Source organism: Bacteroides sp. L008, assembly GCF_040812255.1.
GTDB classification, from domain to species: domain Bacteria; phylum Bacteroidota; class Bacteroidia; order Bacteroidales; family Bacteroidaceae; genus Bacteroides; species Bacteroides vicugnae.
This window is the reverse complement of the sequence record NZ_JBFNXO010000001.1, coordinates 4,659,233-4,678,968: the sequence shown is the minus strand read 5'-3', so window position 1 is coordinate 4,678,968 and position 19,736 is coordinate 4,659,233. Positions and strand designations below refer to the sequence as shown.

Sequence of the window (19,736 nt, the reverse complement as noted above, 5' to 3'; positions counted from 1 at the left end):
AATAAATGGCAACTATGAATAAATCTATATTCTATATTTTCCTACTGACGGCACTTCCGCTCTGCTTTACAGGGTGCAGGAAGGAAGTACGTCCCACAAGCATGACGATAAAGGATTCGGTCAGGCACTATTACCCCATCAAGCAAGGTCAGCAGCTCGATATCATGTTTACTATCACCAATACAGGAGATGCTCCGTTAATCATTTCAGAAATGCAACCTTCCTGTGGCTGTATCATTCTGGATAAAAGTTCGCATATCATCATTCCCGAAGACGGAATCAGACAATTCAAGGCAACCTATAACAGTATTAAGAATGTAGGCGAGGTGGTTCACCGCATCCGGATTTTCGGCAATATGCTCCCCGACGGAAGAGCCGAACTCAAATTTGATGTTAACGTAGTCCCCGATGCAGACTATACACGTGATTATGAAGAACTCTATCAGGATTTCAACACCAAGAACGGTATTGTCAGAGAGATGGTGGATGGAAAAGAATCCGAACTGGGATATTATGTCGGAGAACCCTAATCAATATCATGTATTAAGTATCAAGTATTAACATCAAATGACTGGCTAATACTTAATACTTGATACTTAATACTTATTTCTCCTTTCTAAGGATGTATTTCTTTGAATGCGGCATTTTCTTCTTTCACATTCTGAATAGTCTGCTTTAACTCTCCAATCGGCAAGTCATATCCATACCAACCTGTATAGCAATCTACCACATACCATTTCCCATCCGACTGCAACTCGAACTCGACACGCAAATCAACCTCGGATTCTTCATAGCCTGCCTCAAAGATTTTATGCTTCGGTTCATTCAACGTAAACTTGGAAACATAAATACCTCCCTCTTCCTGGGTGATACGTTCTTCCTTCATTGTTTCGCTATCCAGCAACGGCCACTTTTCCCGAGTGAAAGGGAATGTTTTCTCGGTTTCTCCGTCATCTGCCAACAAAGTGATCGGAGTCTTTAATGGGAACTTGATACGAGTATACTGGAAGGCTGCACTGGAAGTAAATTTATCCAAAAAGGATTTGAAATCTTCACCGTCTTGAGTAGTCAGTTCATTATCGGCTTTTGCCTTAGAACTATTACCGCAGGAGATAAACGAAACGCCTGCGAGCAGCATCATAGCCAGCAAGCAGCATACAAACTTTTTAGCTCTCATAACACTATATAAATTAAGAGTTTAATTGACGACGCAAAGATAATGACAAGTTTGGCATCTTGGTTATTTTAAGAACTAAATCTTTGTATGCTTTAAATACTCATAACCGAAGCGGCAGTACAAACATTTCCGCTTGTCACAATACTCTTTTTGTAACTGTATCAGTGCCTGACTATCCGCCGCACTGACTACCGGAAGTCCGGCATCGCTCCACGAACGAATGATGTGATTACTCTCCGCCTTCAATTCTTCCAAAAAACGTGAGGCACGTTCACACATTCGTTCATCCGTCTTGTGCAAACCATAGGTATAAAGAAAAGGAACCACCGTATTAATGATAATCAAATCCTTGGAACGCTCTCCCATCGTCTTTTCCTTTTGTGGAGACAGTCGCCCGAATAAATAATGATTCTCCCAATAGGAAGACGTACGTGTATCCAGTAAAGCTCTCACGTCCGTCAGAGTATCCGCTTCCAGTAAACGTGAAAACAGTTTATCTCCTTTCTGATAGAGATAAGCCAACTGCGCCAGGCGAATGTGAGGAAAGTTTTCCGGACGAAGCCGTAGAAAACGCCATAAAGTAGCATCCATCCCCTGCCCGATTTCAAATTTTCGCTGCAAATAACGAAACTCTTTGCAAAGACGAATACTATACTCGTCCTCCTGTTCCTTTTTCAGAAATGTGTCTTCCAACAACCCTGCCAAACCATAGAAGAAAGCTTCTATCTGAAACAAATTATTCCGGTGCTTATCCATCGCACGAAATGGCAACAATTCCGCCCACGTTTCAAAAGCATCTCCGTTCAATCCAAAACCGAAATTACGGGCAAGGGTGATAAAGAAAGCATCTTCCCAATTACTGTTGCAAAGTTCGAGACGATGCATGATTAACTGTGCTTTCTGTTCCAAACGCTCTGTTTGCAAAGCGGTCAGCCAGGAATGGATGGTAAGTTTGGGAAGAGAGGCAAGGATGGGATAGCAAGCCGGATAATGATCGGCTACGCAAAGTTCATGATAATGGGATTGCACATTTTCCGGACAAGTCAGCAATAGTTGTGGTATCTGTTCACCGTTGGTACGGGTTATTTCCATATCCACCTCGCTCACCACATGGAGAATTACAGAATCGTAGGCTTTGTCGCAATTATGCCCGTGGCGAAACCAATCAGAAGAATGTGTATGTATTTCTATATTCCCTACCCATAAGGCACCATCAATCTTTAGTTTCGCGTTAAAAAAGTCGGGACCGGCATTCGTGTTTTGCAGCCCGGAATCAATCACTTCTACCGGTAAGCCGTTGGTGGTTTGCAGTACTTTCAGAGGAAATAATTTATGTTTCCACACGTAGTGGAGAAGATGTTCCATGTTAACAAGACGTTAATGTGCGCTGCAAATGTAATAAAAATCTTATCTTTGCGACTATTATTTTGAATATAAGTCAGAAAACAATGAAAATAGCACTGATCGGTTACGGAAAGATGGGCAAAGAGATAGAAAAGGTTGCCCGTAGTCGCGGACATGAAATCGTCTGCATCATTGACATCAATAATCAGGATGACTTCGAATCCGAAGCGTTCAAATCGGCCGATGTGGCCATTGAGTTTACCAATCCGATGGTAGCTTACAGCAATTATATAAAAACTTTCAAAGCCGGTGTGAAACTGGTATCCGGCAGCACCGGATGGATGGCCGAGCATGGCGAAGAAATCAAAAAGCTCTGTACTGAAGGAGGCAAAACACTGTTCTGGTCGTCCAACTTCAGTCTGGGAGTCAGCATTTTCTCTGCTGTCAACAAGTATCTGGCTAAAATTATGAACCAGTTCCCCACTTATGATGTCACCATGAGCGAGACACATCATATTCATAAACTGGATGCTCCTAGCGGAACAGCCATCACACTGGCAGAAGGTATTCTGGAAAAGATGGACCGTAAGGACAAATGGGTGGAAGGAACTTTCCTTGCACCGGACGGAACCATTAGCGGAACCAACGATTGCGCGCCTAATGAACTTCCTATCGCCTCTATCCGCGAAGGAGAAGTGTTCGGTCTGCATACCATTCGCTATGAATCTGATGTAGACAGCATAACTATCACGCATGATGCTAAAAGCCGTGGCGGATTTGTATTGGGAGCCGTACTGGCAGCCGAATATACAGCCACACACGAAGGTTTTTTGGGCATGAGTGATTTATTCCCATTCTTGAAATCAACAAAATAAAGATATGCTAAAAAGATTATTTTCTTTCAAAGGAAGAATCGGACGGTTAGAATATTTTCTAACAGCTCTTTTCACAGGGGTGATAACACTTCCCATAACATATGCAGAAGAAGAGGCCCCCCCCTTTCTTATTATGCTTATTTTAATTCCTATAATATGGATCAATGTCGCACAGGGTGCTAAAAGATGTCATGATTTGGGAATAAACGGGTTTTGGCAATTAATACCTTGCTTTCCTTTTGTCCTGATTTTCAGAAAAGGAGAAGATAAAGACAATCAATACGGATCAACTTTACAGTTAAATCTACCAAAAGAAACAACAAAAGTGGAGCATGTACAATGGATCAAATGTGCCATTGCTATTCTACTTTACCTCGCTTTCCTTCTCTGGGTACGGAGTTGGTGGGGATTGATTATTGTTCCTTTCATTTTCGATATTTATATCACAAAGAAAATACCTTGGTCTTTTTGGAAGAGGTCGAAGAATCCGGCTGTCCGCAGTGTGATGAGTTGGGTGGATGCCATCGTATTTGCGTTGGTTGCTGTCTACTTCGTCAATATCTACATCTTCCAGAATTACCAGATCCCTTCCTCTTCGCTGGAAAAATCATTGCTGGTAGGCGATTTCCTGTATGTAAGCAAGATGAGCTACGGTCCCCGCGTACCGAACACTCCGCTTTCTATGCCGTTGGCACAACATACGCTGCCTGTCTTCAATACTAAATCGTATATCGAGTGGCCACAATGGAAATACAAACGGGTACCGGGCTTCGGCAAAGTGAAGCTGAATGACATTGTTGTCTTCAACTTCCCGGCAGGAGACACGGTAGCAGTGAACTACCAACAGACAACGGACTTCTATACGCTGGCTTACGGTGAAGGACAACGCATCTACTCCAAACAGATTGAGATGGATAGCCTGACACGTTCACAGCAACGTGCAATCTATGACCTCTACTACGCCGCCGGACGTAAACAGATTCTAAACAATCCGCGTACTTACGGTGAAGTACTGTGGCGTCCGGTAGACCGTCGCGAGAATTATGTGAAACGTTGTGTCGGCTTGCCCGGTGATACATTGCAAATTGTAGACGGACAGGTGATGATTGACGGTAAGGCGATTGAGAACCCCGAAAACCTGCAATTCAACTACTTCGTGCAGACTACCGGTCCGTACATTCCGGAAGATATGCTGCGCGAATTAGGCATCAGCAAGGATGACACCATGCTGATAGAAGACTCTGGCTGGGAAGGCGGATTATTGGAAATGGGACTGGACAACCGGAATGCGCAAGGCAAACTGAATCCGGTATATCATCTTCCATTGACTAAAAAGATGTATGACACTCTCCTTGGCAATAAAAAGCTAATCAGCAAAATAGTAATGGAACCGGAAGAATACGCCGGACAGATGTATCCGCTGAACCTTTATACCAAATGGAACCGCAACAATTACGGCCCGATCTGGATTCCTGCCAAAGGAGCTACCATTACCCTCACAGAAGACAACCTGCCTATCTATGAACGTTGCATCGTAGCCTACGAAGGCAACAAACTGGAAGTGAAACCGGACGGCATCTACATCAACGGTGAAAAGACCAATGAATATACCTTCAAAATGGATTATTACTGGATGATGGGTGACAACCGTCACAACTCTGCCGACTCCCGTTATTGGGGTTTTGTACCCGAAGATCATGTAGTGGGCAAACCGATTGTCGTATGGCTGTCGCTTGACAAAGACCGTGGATGGTTTGACGGTAAAATCCGTTGGAACCGCCTCTTCAAGTGGGTAGACTGATAAGTGTACGGATAGAATAGAGTGATAAGGTGATAAATATTAATGAACATTCGTAAATTCAAATGGATACTAGCATTTGCCGGAGCAGTAGTCGTAGTGCTTCTACTCCGGGGATTTGCTTTTACGTCCTGCCTTATCCCTTCCACCGGTATGGAAAACTCCATTTTCCAGGGTGAACGTATCTTAGTGAATAAATGGAGTTACGGGTTGCGAATTCCTTTCATGTCGCTCTTTTCCTATCATCGTTGGTGCGAAAGTCCTGTACGGCGACAAGATATCGTAGTGTTCAATAATCCGGCCGGAATCCGGGAACCTATCATCGACCGCCGGGAAATCTATATCAGCCGTTGCCTCGGAATGCCGGGTGATACCTTATTTGTTGATTCCCTTTTCTCCGTTATTTCACCTGAGGCACAGTTCAACCCGGATAAGAAAAGACTTTATTCGTACCCCGCCTCAAAAGAAAATCTGATAACCTCACTGATGCATACTCTTTCCATCACCAACGACGGATTGATGGGAAGCAATGACAGTACCCACGTGCGCAGTTTCAGCCGTTATGAATACTATCTGCTGGAACAGGCGATGAATGGAAAAGAGTGCTTCGTTCAACCTCTGTCGAACAAGGAAAACACTGATCCGAATCCGCTGATTGTTCCCGGAAAGGGGCAATTTATACGTGTCTATCCCTGGAACATAACCCTGCTACGAAATACGCTCGTGATGCACGAAGGCAAACAGGCAGAGATAAAAAACGATACCCTCTACGTGGACGGAAAGCCCACGAAACACTGTTATTTCACAAAAGATTATTATTGGATGGGGTCTAACAATACCATCAACTTCTCCGACTCGCGTCTTTTCGGATTTGTCCCACAAGACCATGTCATCGGAAAAGCCTCCGTCATCTGGTTCTCCAAAGAAAAAAACACAGGGCTGTTTGACGGATACCGATGGAACCGTTTTTTCAGAACAGTGAAATAATCTCCGGATCATAAAAGAAACTACTCCTTAATAATATCCTCAATTATAGAGTTCCCTAAACGAATTAAAATGAAAGAAATGAACATAGCTTATTTATCTTCAGCTTATCTCGCTCCCGTTGAATATTATACCAAGTTACTGGCTTATGACAAGGTATTTGTAGAACAGCACGACCACTATATCAAACAAACGTATCGTAACCGGTGTACCATTGCCGGCCCATCCGGCGAATTAGCCCTTTCTATCCCAACTGTAAAACCCGACACATTAAAGTGTCCAATGAAGGATATCCGCATCTCCGACCACGGCAATTGGAGACATCTGCACTGGAACGCCATCGAATCGGCCTACAACAGTACTCCTTTCTTTGAATATTACAAGGACGACTTCCGTCCCTTCTACGAAAAGAAATACGAGTTTTTAATCGATTTCAACGAAGAACTATGCCGGATGGTCTGTGAATTGATAGATATTCACCCCACTATGGAGCGTACTAGCGAATATAAGATGGAGTTTGCTTCCGGAGAATTCGATTTTCGGGAAGTCATCCATCCCAAAAAGGATTTCCGGGAAGTAGATACAGAGTTTGTTCCACAATCTTACTATCAGGTTTTCGAGTCCAAACTGGGTTTTCTACCTAATTTGAGTATCATAGACTTGTTGTTCAATATGGGACCGGAAAGTCTGTTGACATTAGGTAAACGATAACCTCACTTTTCTATTAGAATGTAAAAAGACTATATAGCATCGCGCTCCAAAAGACGGAGAAAGATATTTACCGCTTCAATCTATCATTATCTATACATCAACTTTCTGATACAAGGAATGTATATGTTCTACGGAAATAGGTACATGCATTAAATGTCAAATTCTCTACAACTAATAAATAAATGCTCGAATGTAATTGATTATCAGTGAGAAATTGTTATTTTTTTGCAGAAAGCAAAGAAAGTATATGATGAAAGCAAGGAAAACAAGAGAAGAAGTCCTCACCAAATTTCAGACTGCAAAGGAGAAGAAAAAGGAATGTCTTGTCCAATTGGAAAAGTCGATGAAAGAGGAATACAAGAAACGTACAGGCAAGGAGGTTGAAAACTTTTTTGCACTATAATGCAATCTCTTTCGATCTGTTCGTTCCACTAGATAGCTTTCAGGATTCATAAAACAATTGAGGGTCAGATAAAAAGATATCATTTCATCATCGGATGAAAAGATAGCGTGCATGAGTTGCGTCGTGTCCCCCGGACGAGCCTGCTGGTTGCTTAAAACTTCTTCCATAAGAATTTTAATTAAATGGTGAATAAATTAAGTTCAACGGGGCGATACAGAAAGGTAGTTTTAAGGAATAAAAGAAGCGGTTCCGCCTGTCCCATTGCATTCCACTATCCACGACAGCAGTAGGTGCACTAACATCCTACATGGGGGTGCGAAACCGCCATATAGGATTAATGGGACGGGCATAAAAAAAGCCCGCCACACTGATACGGCAGGTTCTCCGCCGTGGTTTAAAATGGAATGCACTACAAAGATAGAATATAAAATCAGAAAAGAGAAAAGAAAATCAGTATAAATTGAAGTTTACAGCAATAAGCTTAAGGCAGAACTTCCTAAAGCCTACTTGTTACTATACGATTCATATGGAAGGTTCACCGGTTTCACCTTTAGCTGAATAGTTCTAAATCAAATGTTTATGGTGAAAGAGGTACATAAAAAAAATAAAGAACCATCCTTCACCTCCTTCACAAAGATAAAATGCAGAGAAATAAATAGCAATATAGCATCGTGGAAATGCTTATATCGTATAGATTAAGTGTCTATACATCCAATTTGTTGGGTATATATAGCCAATGTATTGGGCATATATAGCCAGCATGTTGGATATATATATCCTGCGTCTTGGGTATATATGTCCAACAACTCAAGTATTAATAGCCTAGATACAAAGTATTAATGGCCTATAACTCAAGTGTTAATACTTGATGGAGCGTTTGCTATGAGCTTATTAATTTTAGCTTATAGCATATTCGTTTTTGCTTATAGCATATTTACTTTAGCTTATAGCATATAAAAAGAACGGTGAAGAGTGTGAAGGATGAATATTTCTATATTTTGCGTTTCCTTTCACCATAAATATCTGGTCTATAACTATTCAGCTAACGGTGAAACTGGTGAAACTTTATTTAAAACTATTAGAGAATTACATAAGTTCGATATTAATAAATGCAACAGCCGTTACTGTAACGGCGATTTCTTTAATGAAAAACAACACAATATACAATGGGTGGAAGTCTTATCAAAAGAAGCCCTACAAGATTAAAACATAAAACTAAATCCTTTATTGTGAGAAGCTTTATATTTTTGAATTTCCAAAGACAGTGTTTTTTTCAACTGCACTGCCATGAAATCCAAAAAAGGCTGGTTGGTTTCATCATCTTGCGCCTGTTGTAAAGAAAGGATATAATCTGCCCTATCCTCCTTAAAAATCTTAGCGGGGAAAAGATGATAGCAGAATTGAATATAGTTCATCAATAAACGAGCTGCTCTCCCGTTACCATCCACCCAAGGATGAATAGTCACTAAATTGAGGTGAGCATTAAAACTTAATTCGTATTGTTCACGGAACGTTTCCACATTCTTTTGCCGTTCCTGCAACAAGAAACAAAGTTCTTCTACTTTAACAGATACTTTTTGATAACCCATATAAGAACGCCCACCTACACCAGCCGTAACGTCACACAAACGGAACTCACCTCTGGAAGAATCGAAAGAGCCGCCTATTGTATTATGCCTTCCCCCTGTTGTCCGCATCAAAGTAGCGTTTAACTTCTGCAAGAAAGCAGGAGTTATAACAGTATTGCGTTCCGCTTCCTTTTTAGCAAGCTCATATGCTTTCTTACTATTTTTTTGCAAGCGTAGGGAAAATGAGGCAATAAAAAAACGCTAAGTCGATTTGTTGCAATCACTTAGCGTTTTCCGAGTACCCAGACTCTCTGTCATCTCCTTAAAAAAATCTCTAACCAAACATCTACCTATTTCAACTCAAATGGTACAGTACCTTTAATATCCCTGGATGAACTACCGATCATTGCCTCAAACTTGCCCGATTCGGCCACCCATTCGTGTTTAGCATCATCGAAGAAGCTCAATGCTTTCTTATCAATCGTCAGCGTTACCGCTTTCTCTTCGCCCGGAGCCAGTTTCACTTTCCGGAAACCTTTCAACTCTTTGATCGGACGAGGAAGAGAGGATTTCTTATCACTGATATAAAGCTGAACAACTTCCTGACCTTCACGAGTGCCTGTATTCTTCACATTAACTGTGAAAGAGATGGTATCATCTGCTGTCATTGTTTTCTTGTCAGCCGAGGGTTTTCCATAAGCGAAAGTAGTGTAGCTCAATCCGTGTCCGAACGGGAACAACGGTTTGATCTTTTCTTTATCCGCCCAGCGATAACCTACAAAAATATCCTCCCGATAGATTTCATTAATCGTATCTCCTCTATGTTTAGACTGTGCCAGTTCTTCCTTATTACCCGGATATTCGCCCAATTTATGCGCCCCTACATCTTCCAGTTTTGCCGGGAAGGTGAAAGGAAGTTTTCCCGAAGGATTGGCGTCTCCTACCAACACGGAAGCAAGAGCTGTTCCGGCTTCCGAACCCAGGAACCAGCCCTGTACAATAGCCGGTACTTCATTTACCCAAGGCATGGCCACAGCATTGCCGGAGATATTGACCACAATCAGGTTCTTATTCACCTTTGCCAGTTCACTAATCACTCTATCCTGTGCATATGGCAAACCTAAAGAAGCACGATCCGAATCTTCACAGTCCTGATGATTACTCTTGTTCAAGCCACCGAAGAAGATAACATAATCAGCATCTTTAGCCACTTGCAAAGCTTCTGCAAGCAATTCATCTTCCGAACGGTTGTCTTTCAAGTCCTGACCGGTTTTCACACCGTTATACTCCCCTGTCGGATCGCCTACATACCCACGGGCATATACCACTTCTGCTTTTGAGCCCACACGACTTTTCAGTCCATCCAACGGAGAAATTTCATATTTCACTTTCAAAGAAGAACTACCACCGCCCACAGTCATCATCTTAATAGCATTTTCACCGATAACGGCTATTTTCTTAGCTTTATTCAAATCGATAGGCAATACGTTACCATTGTTTTGCAACAATACAACACCTTCTTCACCAATCTTACGTCCGGCTTGCCCGTGTTCGGGAGACCCTAAAGAGCCAAATGGTTTGTGCGGGTCCATTGAAGTACGGAAAATCAGACGAAGAACATTACTAACCTTTTCATCCAGTTCTTTTGTTCCTACTTTACCTTCCTTGATTAATTTCAGGTAAGGGAAAGCAAGGAAATAATTATCATAGGCATTTCTCGTTCCGGCAGACAGTCCGTTCGTCCATGAACCAAACTCGAGGTCCATACCATTGTGAATCGCCTGCTCGGTATTGTGCACACCTCCCCAGTCGGACACTACGACGCCGTCAAAGCCCCATTCATCGCGAAGAATATCTTTAAGCAGGCGCTTGTTGTGACAGGCGTGCTCTCCCTGATAGAGATTATAGGAACCCATAATCGACCATGTGCCACCTTCCTGAACAGCTGCTTTAAAAGCAGGCAGGTATATCTCATAAAGGGCACGATCACTTAATTGTACATTGGTGGTATGACGGTTGAATTCCTGATTGTTCAATGCATAATGCTTCACGCAAGCAGCCACTCCATTCTCTTGCACACCTTTGATGTAAGGAACCACCATTGTGGCAGAGAGGTATGGATCTTCTCCCATATATTCGAAGTTACGTCCGTTCAAGGGTGTACGGTAGATATTCACACCAGGGCCCAACAGAATGTCTTTTTTGCGATAACGCGCCTCTTCACCGATACTTTTCCCGTAAAGATGAGACATTTCGGGATTCCATGTAGCAGCAAGGCACGTCAGTGCCGGATAAGCAATACAGGAATCGTTTGTCCATCCTGCCTGATCCCATTCATCCCATAAGACTTCTGGACGGATACCGTGAGGACCATCAGTAGCCCATACTTCCGGGATGCCAAGACGGGGAACGCCTGCCGAACTAAATTTAGACTGTGCATGAATCATCTTCACCTTTTCTTCAAGGGTCATCCGGTTCAATGCATCTTTCACTCGCTCTTCGATAGGCTTACCTGTATCCAGATACACGGGCTTCTGCGCAAAAGCAGACAGTGCAGTCATCACAGACAGGCCAAGTAACATTGCTTTGAATTTCATGTTCATTTATGATATAAGAAATAAGTTAATACTTTATTTATATAGACTCCCAAACAGGGGATATTTCCTAGTTGCGGACGGGTTTATTAATGTTTTTTACATTATTCCGACCAAAGATGAATCCTGAAAGGATACAAATCATTATACCCTTTCAGGAGAGTTTCAATAAAAATCCGGCATCAATCTTCAGATCAATTTATTTTCTCAACCTTCAGATCAGCATTTGCATTACCATTCGTTACATCAATGGTAAACCGATAGACACCTCCTTCTTCAAATGCTTTATTATCCTGCATTTCCAAATTTCCAGAATCTGCAAGTTTAAGCTGTTCCACTAAAGAATTGCTTGCATAATTTTTGAATTCATCTCCCCAATCATTCTGATAGAAGAACTTAAAACTAATCACTTCCCAGTCACCACTAGTTTTCAGTGTTTCCCCGGCTTTCAAGGTTAACTGATACTTTTTAGGAGCAACTTGTGCCAGACAGATCGCTTTACCTGGCTCCCAACCTACTTCGGAAGACGCAACAGAAGGCTTACCGATTCCTTTCCCGATAGCCCAGATTGCACCTGTTCCGTCATCTTGCAATTTGGCCGGTTTACCATCTTTCAAAGCCATTACAGAAAAATACTTCAAAACAGCATTAGCTGTCACCCGATAATCTCCGTTAATCGGCAGGAATTTCAATGCACCATCACTTTGTTTCTCAAAGAAGTCAGGATCAATCCACCATTCATTCAAATTATCAATACCTGTGACAGTTATCATTTGTCCTTGTGTAAACGCCTGATCCGACTTATATATATCAGTATCTGTCACCTCCATCTTATCATTACCAAAGAAAATATCCGGTGCAGGTAAATCTACCTTCCCTACTTTCTCCACTGTCAACACAGCCTTGGTATTGCCTTTCGTCACATCAACTGTAAACCTGTAAATGCCTCCTCTTTCGAACTTCTGACCTTCTTCCAGTCCCAGATTACCGTCCGATGAGATTTTAACCAGTTCACTCGTTGTAGAAATAGCATCCCCTTTAAACTCACCATTGTCCCATTTATTGATATGGAAGAATTTAAAGTTTATATCATCCACTTTGATGGTAACTCCAGCTATAAATGTCAGTTGATACTTCTTCGCAGTAAGCTGTGGCATACACAAACCGTTTTCCGGCGTCCACCCTACTTCAGAAAGTGCCACCGACGGTTTACCGATTCCTGTTCCAATAGCCCAGATAGCCCCTGTTCCGTCATCTTGCAACTTAGCAGCCTCACCATTCTTTAAAGCAATGACAGAAAAATACTTCAGTTTACCATTAGCTGTTATCTTGTAACTTCCGTCAATCGGAAGGAATTTCAATGTTCCATCTTCCTGTTTCTCAAAATAATCCTGGTCTATCCACCAATTATCATAATCAGGTACCCCTTCAAACACTAGAATGTCATTCTTCTTCAAAGTCAGCTTGATTGCATAGATATCATTCTCTACCAACTCCATATCTTCACCGTTCACCTTTAACTTGGCAAATGGTTCTGCCTCGTAAGTCAACGTATTAAACTTGATAGCATAATTTCCCGGTTCCGTATTAGAAAATGAAATAGAATTAGTAGAACCTGCTTCAATCGTTCCATTCTCCCAACCAAAGGTCAATTCGTTACCATTCTCTCCCACTTTCGGAGTCTTGATATACGCCTTCATTTTTTGTGAGAAGTCTCCTGTCACACTATACTCATACATGGATTGACGGTCCATTCGGTACTCTTTTCCCTCCTCATCCACTAATGTCAGATAGGGGAAATCCGGTCGTGCCAGAGCGAGTTCTTTCGTCATTTCCGTAGTAGTAAAATGAATGTTCTGAAGAATATATCTCAAAGTTGCCTTTCCATTAGGAATATTAGCATAATAAGGAACAAAGATTTTACCAGTATAGTCATTTCCGCTTGTCTTTGTACGGATGACTGTTTCGGACACTTGCTCTTCTCCATAAAAAAGCTGTGCTTTCAACGTAGAAAGAGGCACATCCACATCCGAGGCTTTAATCGTAAACGGAAGACTGTCACCAAAAAGAGCATCTGCATTCTCTGCTTTGATTTCCATACTCGGATTACCGGGCAAGAATTCGTCATCATTACAGGAATTCATGGATAACATTCCTGCTAGAGCCAATATAATATAACTGTTTTTTTTCATTGTCTTGATCATTTTAAGGTTCTTATTCCGACTTTGCCCAACGATAGGAAGTTACAGATTTGCCCGGAACATCATAAGCAAAATGACGCTTACCATCACTTAAGGTTATCTTTTTAGTTTTTTCATTATTATTCATCAGAACAAAAGCATAAGTTCCATCCGGATTCTCGAAAGCAGAATACATAATATTGCTATCAGCATAGCCGGATGCACCGATACGTACCGCTCCCGGTTTCACTACACTTGAAAGATGAGCGATGATATAATAATGTGAGTTGCGGATAATTGTCTTATAGTCACTATTACTAATATCCACCGCTCCGTAGCAGGTCTGGCAACCGCCTTCACGGTTAGGAGCACGGTCATTATCAAGCATCAGGTTCCACACTATCACTCCCCTACACCAGTTGTTGATCGTACCCAATGCGACTTCTTTCATATCTTCCAGCAATCGTTTCGACAAATCACGTCCGCTATTCCATGTTCCGATAGAAGTCTCCGTGAAAAGAAGCTCCTTTTCAGGATAAGCTTTATGTATATTTAAAAGCTCTTCACGGTTCCCGCCATAGTTATGATAAGCAGCTCCGGCCAGATATTGGGAAGCACTTGCATCTTCATACATCTTACCGGGGTAATTCTTTTCTGTTTCAATATCACTATAATCATAGTTATGATCGTATGCATAAATCTTCGTAACCAGTCCAGCTGTTTTGAATTTAGGTCCGAGTGCTGTTTTCACGAAGTCTCTCTGTTCTTCCCAACTCATATAAAGTGAAGCAGAATTACCACGGTTCAACGGTTCGTTCTGGGGAGTCACAGCATAAATATTAATACCTTCAGCCTTAAATGCTTGTACCCATTTCACAAAATAAGTAGCATAATCCTGATAATAGACCGGATTCAGCTGACCGTTTGTCCATGAATCTAGCGGAGTAAGGTCTGTGAGACTCTTTACTTTCATCCATTTTGGACAAGTCCAAGGAGCGGCAATAACTTTAATAGAAGGATTAATGTTCAGAATCTCTTTCAGAATCGGAAGAATATAGTCTTTCTCTTCACTCTGCAAAGCAAAATGTTCAATACCTTTTGTATCGCAACAGGTATATTCGCTCAATGAAAAATCCGAGCAGCCGATGGAAATACGGATATAGCTAAATCCGAATCCTTTGTCATCAGAGAACGTTTCCGAAAGGAAAGCATGACGGTCTTCCGGTTTCATTTGCAGAAGATTAAAACAAGTAGCACCAGTGATAGCTACTCCGAAGCCATCCATTGTCTGATATTGTTCAGTCGGGTCCAACGTAATTGAAGTAGGTGCCAAATTATCTTTCGAGCTGAAATTCACAGCATCACGAGTCAAATCGCGAGTCAGACTGCTAGTGGTCGCATAAATGGTCACATCTCCGGTTGGAACAGGTGCAACCGGTTTTTCCGCATCGTCACTGTTGCTGCATGCAGCTAATATGGTGAAGCATCCAAGAAAGGTTAATGCTATATTTCTCATGTCTATCATAATCTTAAGTTTTCTATGTTTTTAGTTGAATTAATAACCCGGATTTTGGTGAATCTTATCATTCGCGTCAATTACCGACTGCGGAATTGGCAAACGATAAGAGTTCCTATCAAAAGTGTAAATCTGCGCTTTGCGCCCCGAATCCTTAGAATACACAGCATTCATCACCTCTTCTACCTTGTCCAGACGGACCAAATCAAACCATCGTTGCCCCTCAAAAGCCAGTTCTAACCGGCGTTCCTTAAGCAAGGCATTCAACAGGACGTTCTTATTTGAACGGACAGAGGCGGGAAGTGCTCCCAATTTGGCACGTTCGCGAACTTCATCTATTATACGGGCTGCTCCTTCCAAATCCGGGGTATCCTGCATAATCAACGCTTCTGCTTTCAGCAACAGAACATCGGCATAACGGTACTTGATGATACTGCTGTTGGCAGAGCGGCATTTATACATGAACGGATAATTATCAGACGGATAATAGTTGCTCCAATTACAATCATAGTATACTACCGATTCTTTGAAACGGACTTCATCCCCTTCCTGTTTGAAAGCACTAATCAGGTCACGTGACGGAGTCACCCATTTCGCCCACGTGAAATTGTTATTCCAGTTCACGAGATCACGCCCAAACATCCATGTACACCAGTTACCTGCTCCGGAAGTAAATTGTGCCTCAAGAATCGACTCTTTCGTATTGCGCATCTTCGCATCTGTTCCCGCAGCATTCATTCCAAACAAATCACTGAAATCATCCACCAGATCAAAACCGTCAGCTTTCACCTCATCACAATATTGGATAACTTTGGTATAATCACGCAAAGGTTTCTCGGCATAAATTTTAGCCAATAAGGTACGAGCTACAGACTTGGTAAACAACGTCTTATTCCCCGGAGTATTATCCGGAGCATACAGCACTGCATCCAACAAATCTCTTTCAATCTGTTGATAAGCTTCAAGTTCCGTATTTTGTTTGGGGAAATATTGCGGATATACCTCATCAATGTTTTCAGAAGTAATATCATCAGCTACCGTTGTAATCACCGGAAAATCTCCCCACAGACGTACCATGTCAAACATTACCATGGCACGGAATATCTTCGCTTCTGCTTTGTATTGCGCCCGTTCGGCAGTAGTCAACGAATTATCTGTCACCAGGTCAATGTTACAAATGAGTTTATTAGCACGGGCCACATCTTCCAGATAACGGTTCCAGTCACGTTCCAACACTGAATTGGAACCTTCAATCGAATTATTCTCAAACGGAACAACTTCCGCCCCGGTAGTACCGGCATAAGCATTATCCGAATGGGAGTCTGAAATCAAAAGTAAATCCACATACCAATGTTCCTGACGATCACGCATCTGATTATAAAGCGTTGTCAGATGACTTTCGACTGCAGCTTTATCCTTGAATACGATTTTTGTACCATCACTTGTCACTCCTTCCGTCACATCCGAATAGGTGTCTAATGGCTCATAATTCAGCGAGCAGGAAGAAAGTCCCAATAGCAAACCGGAGGTTAATCCGTAAAATATAGTTCTTAGTTTCATAATCTTTCCTTTCATTAGAATTCAACATTAATACCAAACACGTATGATCTGCAATGCGGATAAGTACCCCAATCGATACCTTGTACCGTACCACTGTTACCCCATTGGTTTACTTCCGGATCCATTCCCGAATAGCTGGTCCATGTCAGCAGGTTAGTAGCCGTGAAGTAAGGTTGCAAACGGGTGATTCCCCATTTCTTCAATAGTTTACCTTTAAAGTTGTAGGACAAGGAAACATCTTTCAATCTTAGATAACTGCCATCTTCTACAAAATAGGTAGAATTAAGCAATTTGAAATTGGCCTTAGGCACATCTGTTATCTGTCCGGGGATTTTCCAACGGTTCAATACACGATCCGATTGATTCTTACCATCATACATCCCTTCCGTTTCGATACGTGAAGCGTTATAAATATCATTTCCATAAGAGCCTTGGATAAAGATGCTCAAATTAAAGCCTTTCCAAGAGAATGTATTGGTCATACCATAAATGAAGTCCGGATTCGGATCGCCGATATAGGTACGGTCGGAAGATGAAATCTTACCGTCATTATTCAAATCACGATACATCAATTCACCGGTTTCAGGGTCTACCCCATCACTTATGTAGCCGTAGAAACCTCCCAAAGCACGTCCCGGTTCATTACGCACCACATAGTCATTCACTACATCCGCTGTTTTAGCATCGTAATAAACTTTCTGTAATTCCAGTTTTGTCAATTTATTCCGGTTAAAAGAAATATTGAAATCTGTATCCCATGTAAATGCTCCTCCACGGAGATTTTTCGAACTAATAGAAAGCTCAAAACCCTTATTTACCATTTCACCCTCGTTACGGGCAATAGACGTAGCTGCTGCGGCACCGGCTGGTAATGACACATTCATCAACATGTTTTTGGTCTTCTTATAATAATAGTCGGCATTAAACGTCAACCGTCCATTCAATATGGTCAGATCCAGACCTATATTGGTCTGTGTCGTGGTTTCCCATGTTAAATCAGATGTACGTAAGTTTGCCTGGCTAATGGTAGGAACAGCATTTGCGTAATCAGTCGAATCACCTTCGCCACCTTTCTTAAACCATTCAATACGACCGATATTGTAACGCTGCAAATATGCATAGTCACCAATACCCGACTGGTTACCGGTCTGTCCCCAGCCACCGCGCAATTTTAAATCGTCAATCCATGTCAGGTTCTCCATGAACTTCTCCGAAGAAATACGCCAGGCAGCAGAGAATGAGGGAAATACGCCCCAACGATGATCAGGATGTAATTTAGAAGAGCCATCGGCACGAAGATTAGCTGTTACCAGGTATTTACTGTCGAAGTTATAAGCTACACGTCCGAAAAATGACATAATTCCCCATTGGGACGCACCTGTACCTGTATTATCCCAAGATATTTTATTGGCAGCATTCAGTGTTTGAATCAGATCGCTACGATAGTGAGAGCCGTTGATCCAGCTATTGGAATAGTCTGAATCCGTCCATGACGAACCGGCCATTACTTCCAAGCCATGTTTCTTGAAGTTTTTATTATAAGTCAGCACATTATCAAATGTCAGAACCGTGTTCATATTTCGATTGTCCGAAGCCTCACCGTACTGATTGCGTCCCCAAGCAGTAGAAATCGGATCAAGAAAAGTAGTATTAACGGCATTACGACGGTCAAGAGTAAGAGTAGACTTGAACTTCAGTTCCGGGAATGGAGTCAGCAATATATTACCCGATGCCAACAAGCGGTTTTCTTTGTCTTTATTATTTTTTGCGCGGGCCATATTTTCTAATGGATTTGTGATATTACCCACTCCATAGAAGTTATTATAATACTGATTAGGGTTCAAAGCATCCCACACCGGCGCATAGGTCGGTGTATTGATAACAGCCAGAATAACACCACCACGATTCGAACCTGTTCCCATTGCCCCACCTCCATTGCTTGTATAGTCTGAATATGAGATATTAGCACTTACTGTCAGCCATTTACGAACCTGGTTTTCCAGATTTACCCGGAAATTGTAACGCTTGTAATAAGAGATGTCCAACACTCCCTGTTCTTTGAGGTAACCCGCAGAGAGATAATATTTCATCTTCTCATTACCATTGGATACAGCTACCTGATAATTTTGAGTCTTTCCTGTTGTATACGTTTCATCAAACCAGTCAGTACGATCGGGTAATCCGTCCGGTAAAGACACTAGCCCGATTTCATCCTGCAACTCTTTATATTGTGCTGCATTCAAGGATTCTACTTTATCGGCTACTTTGTTCAGACCGAATTGGGCTGTCAAAGATACTTTGGCATTACCGGCTGCACCAGCCTTCGTAGTAATCAGAATGACTCCGTTAGCGGCACGTGAACCGTAGATAGATGCCGATGAAGCGTCTTTCAATATCTGCATACTCTCAATATCATTCGGAGAAAGGAACTTGATATTGTCTACAGGTACTCCGTCCACTACATACAACGGATCATTACTACCATTCATTGAAGTAGTACCACGTACACGAATAGACATCTCACCGCCCGGCGTACCATTAGGCTGAATCACCGAGACACCGGCCGCTTTACCTTGAATGGCCTGTCCTGCCGAAACGATAGGCCGCATATCCAAATCCTTGGTAGATACGGAGGAGATAGCGGTAGTCACATCTTTCCGTTTCACCGAACCATAACCGATGACCACCACTTCATCAAGTACTTCATTATCTTCCTGAAGTGTGATCTTCATCTGGTGGGCTGCCTTTACCTCCTGCGACTTATAACCCACATAAGAGAATATCAAAATGGCGTTTTGTTTAACGTTTAATGTGAAGTTGCCATCCAAATCGGTAATTGCTCCATTAGACATACCTTTCTCTTGTACACTAACACCGATTAGCGGTTCTTTTTGAGCATCCAGGACCTGACCGGATGCAGTAATTTGCTGTGCGGATGCACTCAAAGATAAAAACATTGCCAAGATAGCAAAGAAAATCTTGCGACTCCCCGAAAGGATTTTTCGCCTGTTTTTTTTCATGCGTAC

13 protein-coding genes and 2 pseudogenes are annotated in these 19,736 nt (G+C 42.1%); 7 read left to right on the top strand and 8 right to left on the bottom strand.

The features are described from left to right. Positions 1-14: 14 nt before the first annotated feature. Entirely contained in the window at positions 15-530 is a 516-nt protein-coding gene (locus AB3G73_RS18200; protein ID WP_195649809.1) for a DUF1573 domain-containing protein, read from the top strand. A gap of 86 nt (positions 531-616) precedes the next feature. On the opposite strand, the gene AB3G73_RS18195 is transcribed toward AB3G73_RS18200, so the two are convergent. Both AB3G73_RS18195 and AB3G73_RS18190 read right to left on the bottom strand, forming a co-directional pair. Beyond that, a complete protein-coding gene (locus AB3G73_RS18195) occupies positions 617-1,177 on the bottom strand; it encodes a DUF4348 domain-containing protein (RefSeq protein WP_167511794.1) in 561 nt (186 codons plus the stop codon). Between the two features lie 75 nt (positions 1,178-1,252). Continuing rightward, complete coding sequence (locus AB3G73_RS18190; protein WP_367745313.1) at positions 1,253-2,542, bottom strand: DUF2851 family protein; 1,290 nt, start codon at positions 2,540-2,542, stop codon at positions 1,253-1,255. An 83-nt stretch (positions 2,543-2,625) separates the two neighbouring features. On the opposite strand from AB3G73_RS18190, the gene dapB reads away from it, so the two are divergent. The 6 genes and pseudogenes from dapB to AB3G73_RS18160 all read left to right on the top strand — a co-directional run bounded on the left by dapB (position 2,626) and on the right by AB3G73_RS18160 (position 7,292). After that, positions 2,626-3,396: a 4-hydroxy-tetrahydrodipicolinate reductase gene (dapB, locus tag AB3G73_RS18185; RefSeq protein ID WP_148365463.1), complete on the top strand. Its 771-nt coding sequence runs from the start codon at positions 2,626-2,628 to the stop codon at positions 3,394-3,396. A 4-nt stretch (positions 3,397-3,400) separates the two neighbouring features. Beyond that, positions 3,401-3,673: pseudogene (locus AB3G73_RS18180) on the top strand (DUF805 domain-containing protein); the annotation flags it as partial. A gap of 48 nt (positions 3,674-3,721) precedes the next feature. Beyond that, on the top strand, positions 3,722-5,197 hold the full coding sequence (gene lepB, locus AB3G73_RS18175) for a signal peptidase I (RefSeq protein WP_367745444.1): 1,476 nt from the start codon (positions 3,722-3,724) through the stop codon (positions 5,195-5,197). A 42-nt stretch (positions 5,198-5,239) separates the two neighbouring features. Continuing rightward, positions 5,240-6,181, top strand: a complete 942-nt coding sequence (gene lepB, locus AB3G73_RS18170; RefSeq protein ID WP_367745312.1) for a signal peptidase I — start codon at positions 5,240-5,242, stop codon at positions 6,179-6,181. Between the two features lie 69 nt (positions 6,182-6,250). Next, on the top strand, positions 6,251-6,889 hold the full coding sequence (locus tag AB3G73_RS18165) for a WbqC family protein (RefSeq protein ID WP_367745311.1): 639 nt from the start codon (positions 6,251-6,253) through the stop codon (positions 6,887-6,889). 247 nt (positions 6,890-7,136) lie between these two features. Further along, positions 7,137-7,292 carry a hypothetical protein gene (locus tag AB3G73_RS18160; protein WP_367745310.1) on the top strand — a complete coding sequence of 52 codons (156 nt, stop codon included), beginning with the start codon at positions 7,137-7,139 and terminating at the stop codon, positions 7,290-7,292. Between the two features lie 1,202 nt (positions 7,293-8,494). On the opposite strand, the pseudogene AB3G73_RS18155 reads toward AB3G73_RS18160, so the two are convergent. The 6 genes and pseudogenes from AB3G73_RS18155 to AB3G73_RS18130 all read right to left on the bottom strand — a co-directional run. Beyond that, positions 8,495-9,085 (bottom strand): annotated as a pseudogene (locus AB3G73_RS18155) (Fic family protein); the annotation flags it as partial. Between the two features lie 125 nt (positions 9,086-9,210). Then, positions 9,211-11,463 (bottom strand): glycoside hydrolase family 3 C-terminal domain-containing protein, encoded by a 2,253-nt coding sequence (locus AB3G73_RS18150; RefSeq protein ID WP_367745309.1) that lies wholly within the window; start codon positions 11,461-11,463, stop codon positions 9,211-9,213. A gap of 185 nt (positions 11,464-11,648) precedes the next feature. Then, complete coding sequence (locus AB3G73_RS18145; protein ID WP_367745308.1) at positions 11,649-13,646, bottom strand: DUF5125 domain-containing protein; 1,998 nt, start codon at positions 13,644-13,646, stop codon at positions 11,649-11,651. Between the two features lie 22 nt (positions 13,647-13,668). Further along, positions 13,669-15,159 carry a glycoside hydrolase family 30 beta sandwich domain-containing protein gene (locus AB3G73_RS18140; protein ID WP_342989170.1) on the bottom strand — a complete coding sequence of 497 codons (1,491 nt, stop codon included), beginning with the start codon at positions 15,157-15,159 and terminating at the stop codon, positions 13,669-13,671. 30 nt (positions 15,160-15,189) lie between these two features. Continuing rightward, on the bottom strand, positions 15,190-16,725 hold the full coding sequence (locus AB3G73_RS18135) for a RagB/SusD family nutrient uptake outer membrane protein (protein ID WP_195649814.1): 1,536 nt from the start codon (positions 16,723-16,725) through the stop codon (positions 15,190-15,192). Then, the gene (locus AB3G73_RS18130) at positions 16,725-19,730 is read right to left on the bottom strand and encodes a SusC/RagA family TonB-linked outer membrane protein (RefSeq protein ID WP_367745307.1); all 3,006 of its coding nucleotides are present in this window, start codon (positions 19,728-19,730) and stop codon (positions 16,725-16,727) included. The genes AB3G73_RS18135 and AB3G73_RS18130 overlap by 1 nt, the downstream gene beginning before the upstream one ends. Positions 19,731-19,736 lie beyond the last annotated feature (6 nt).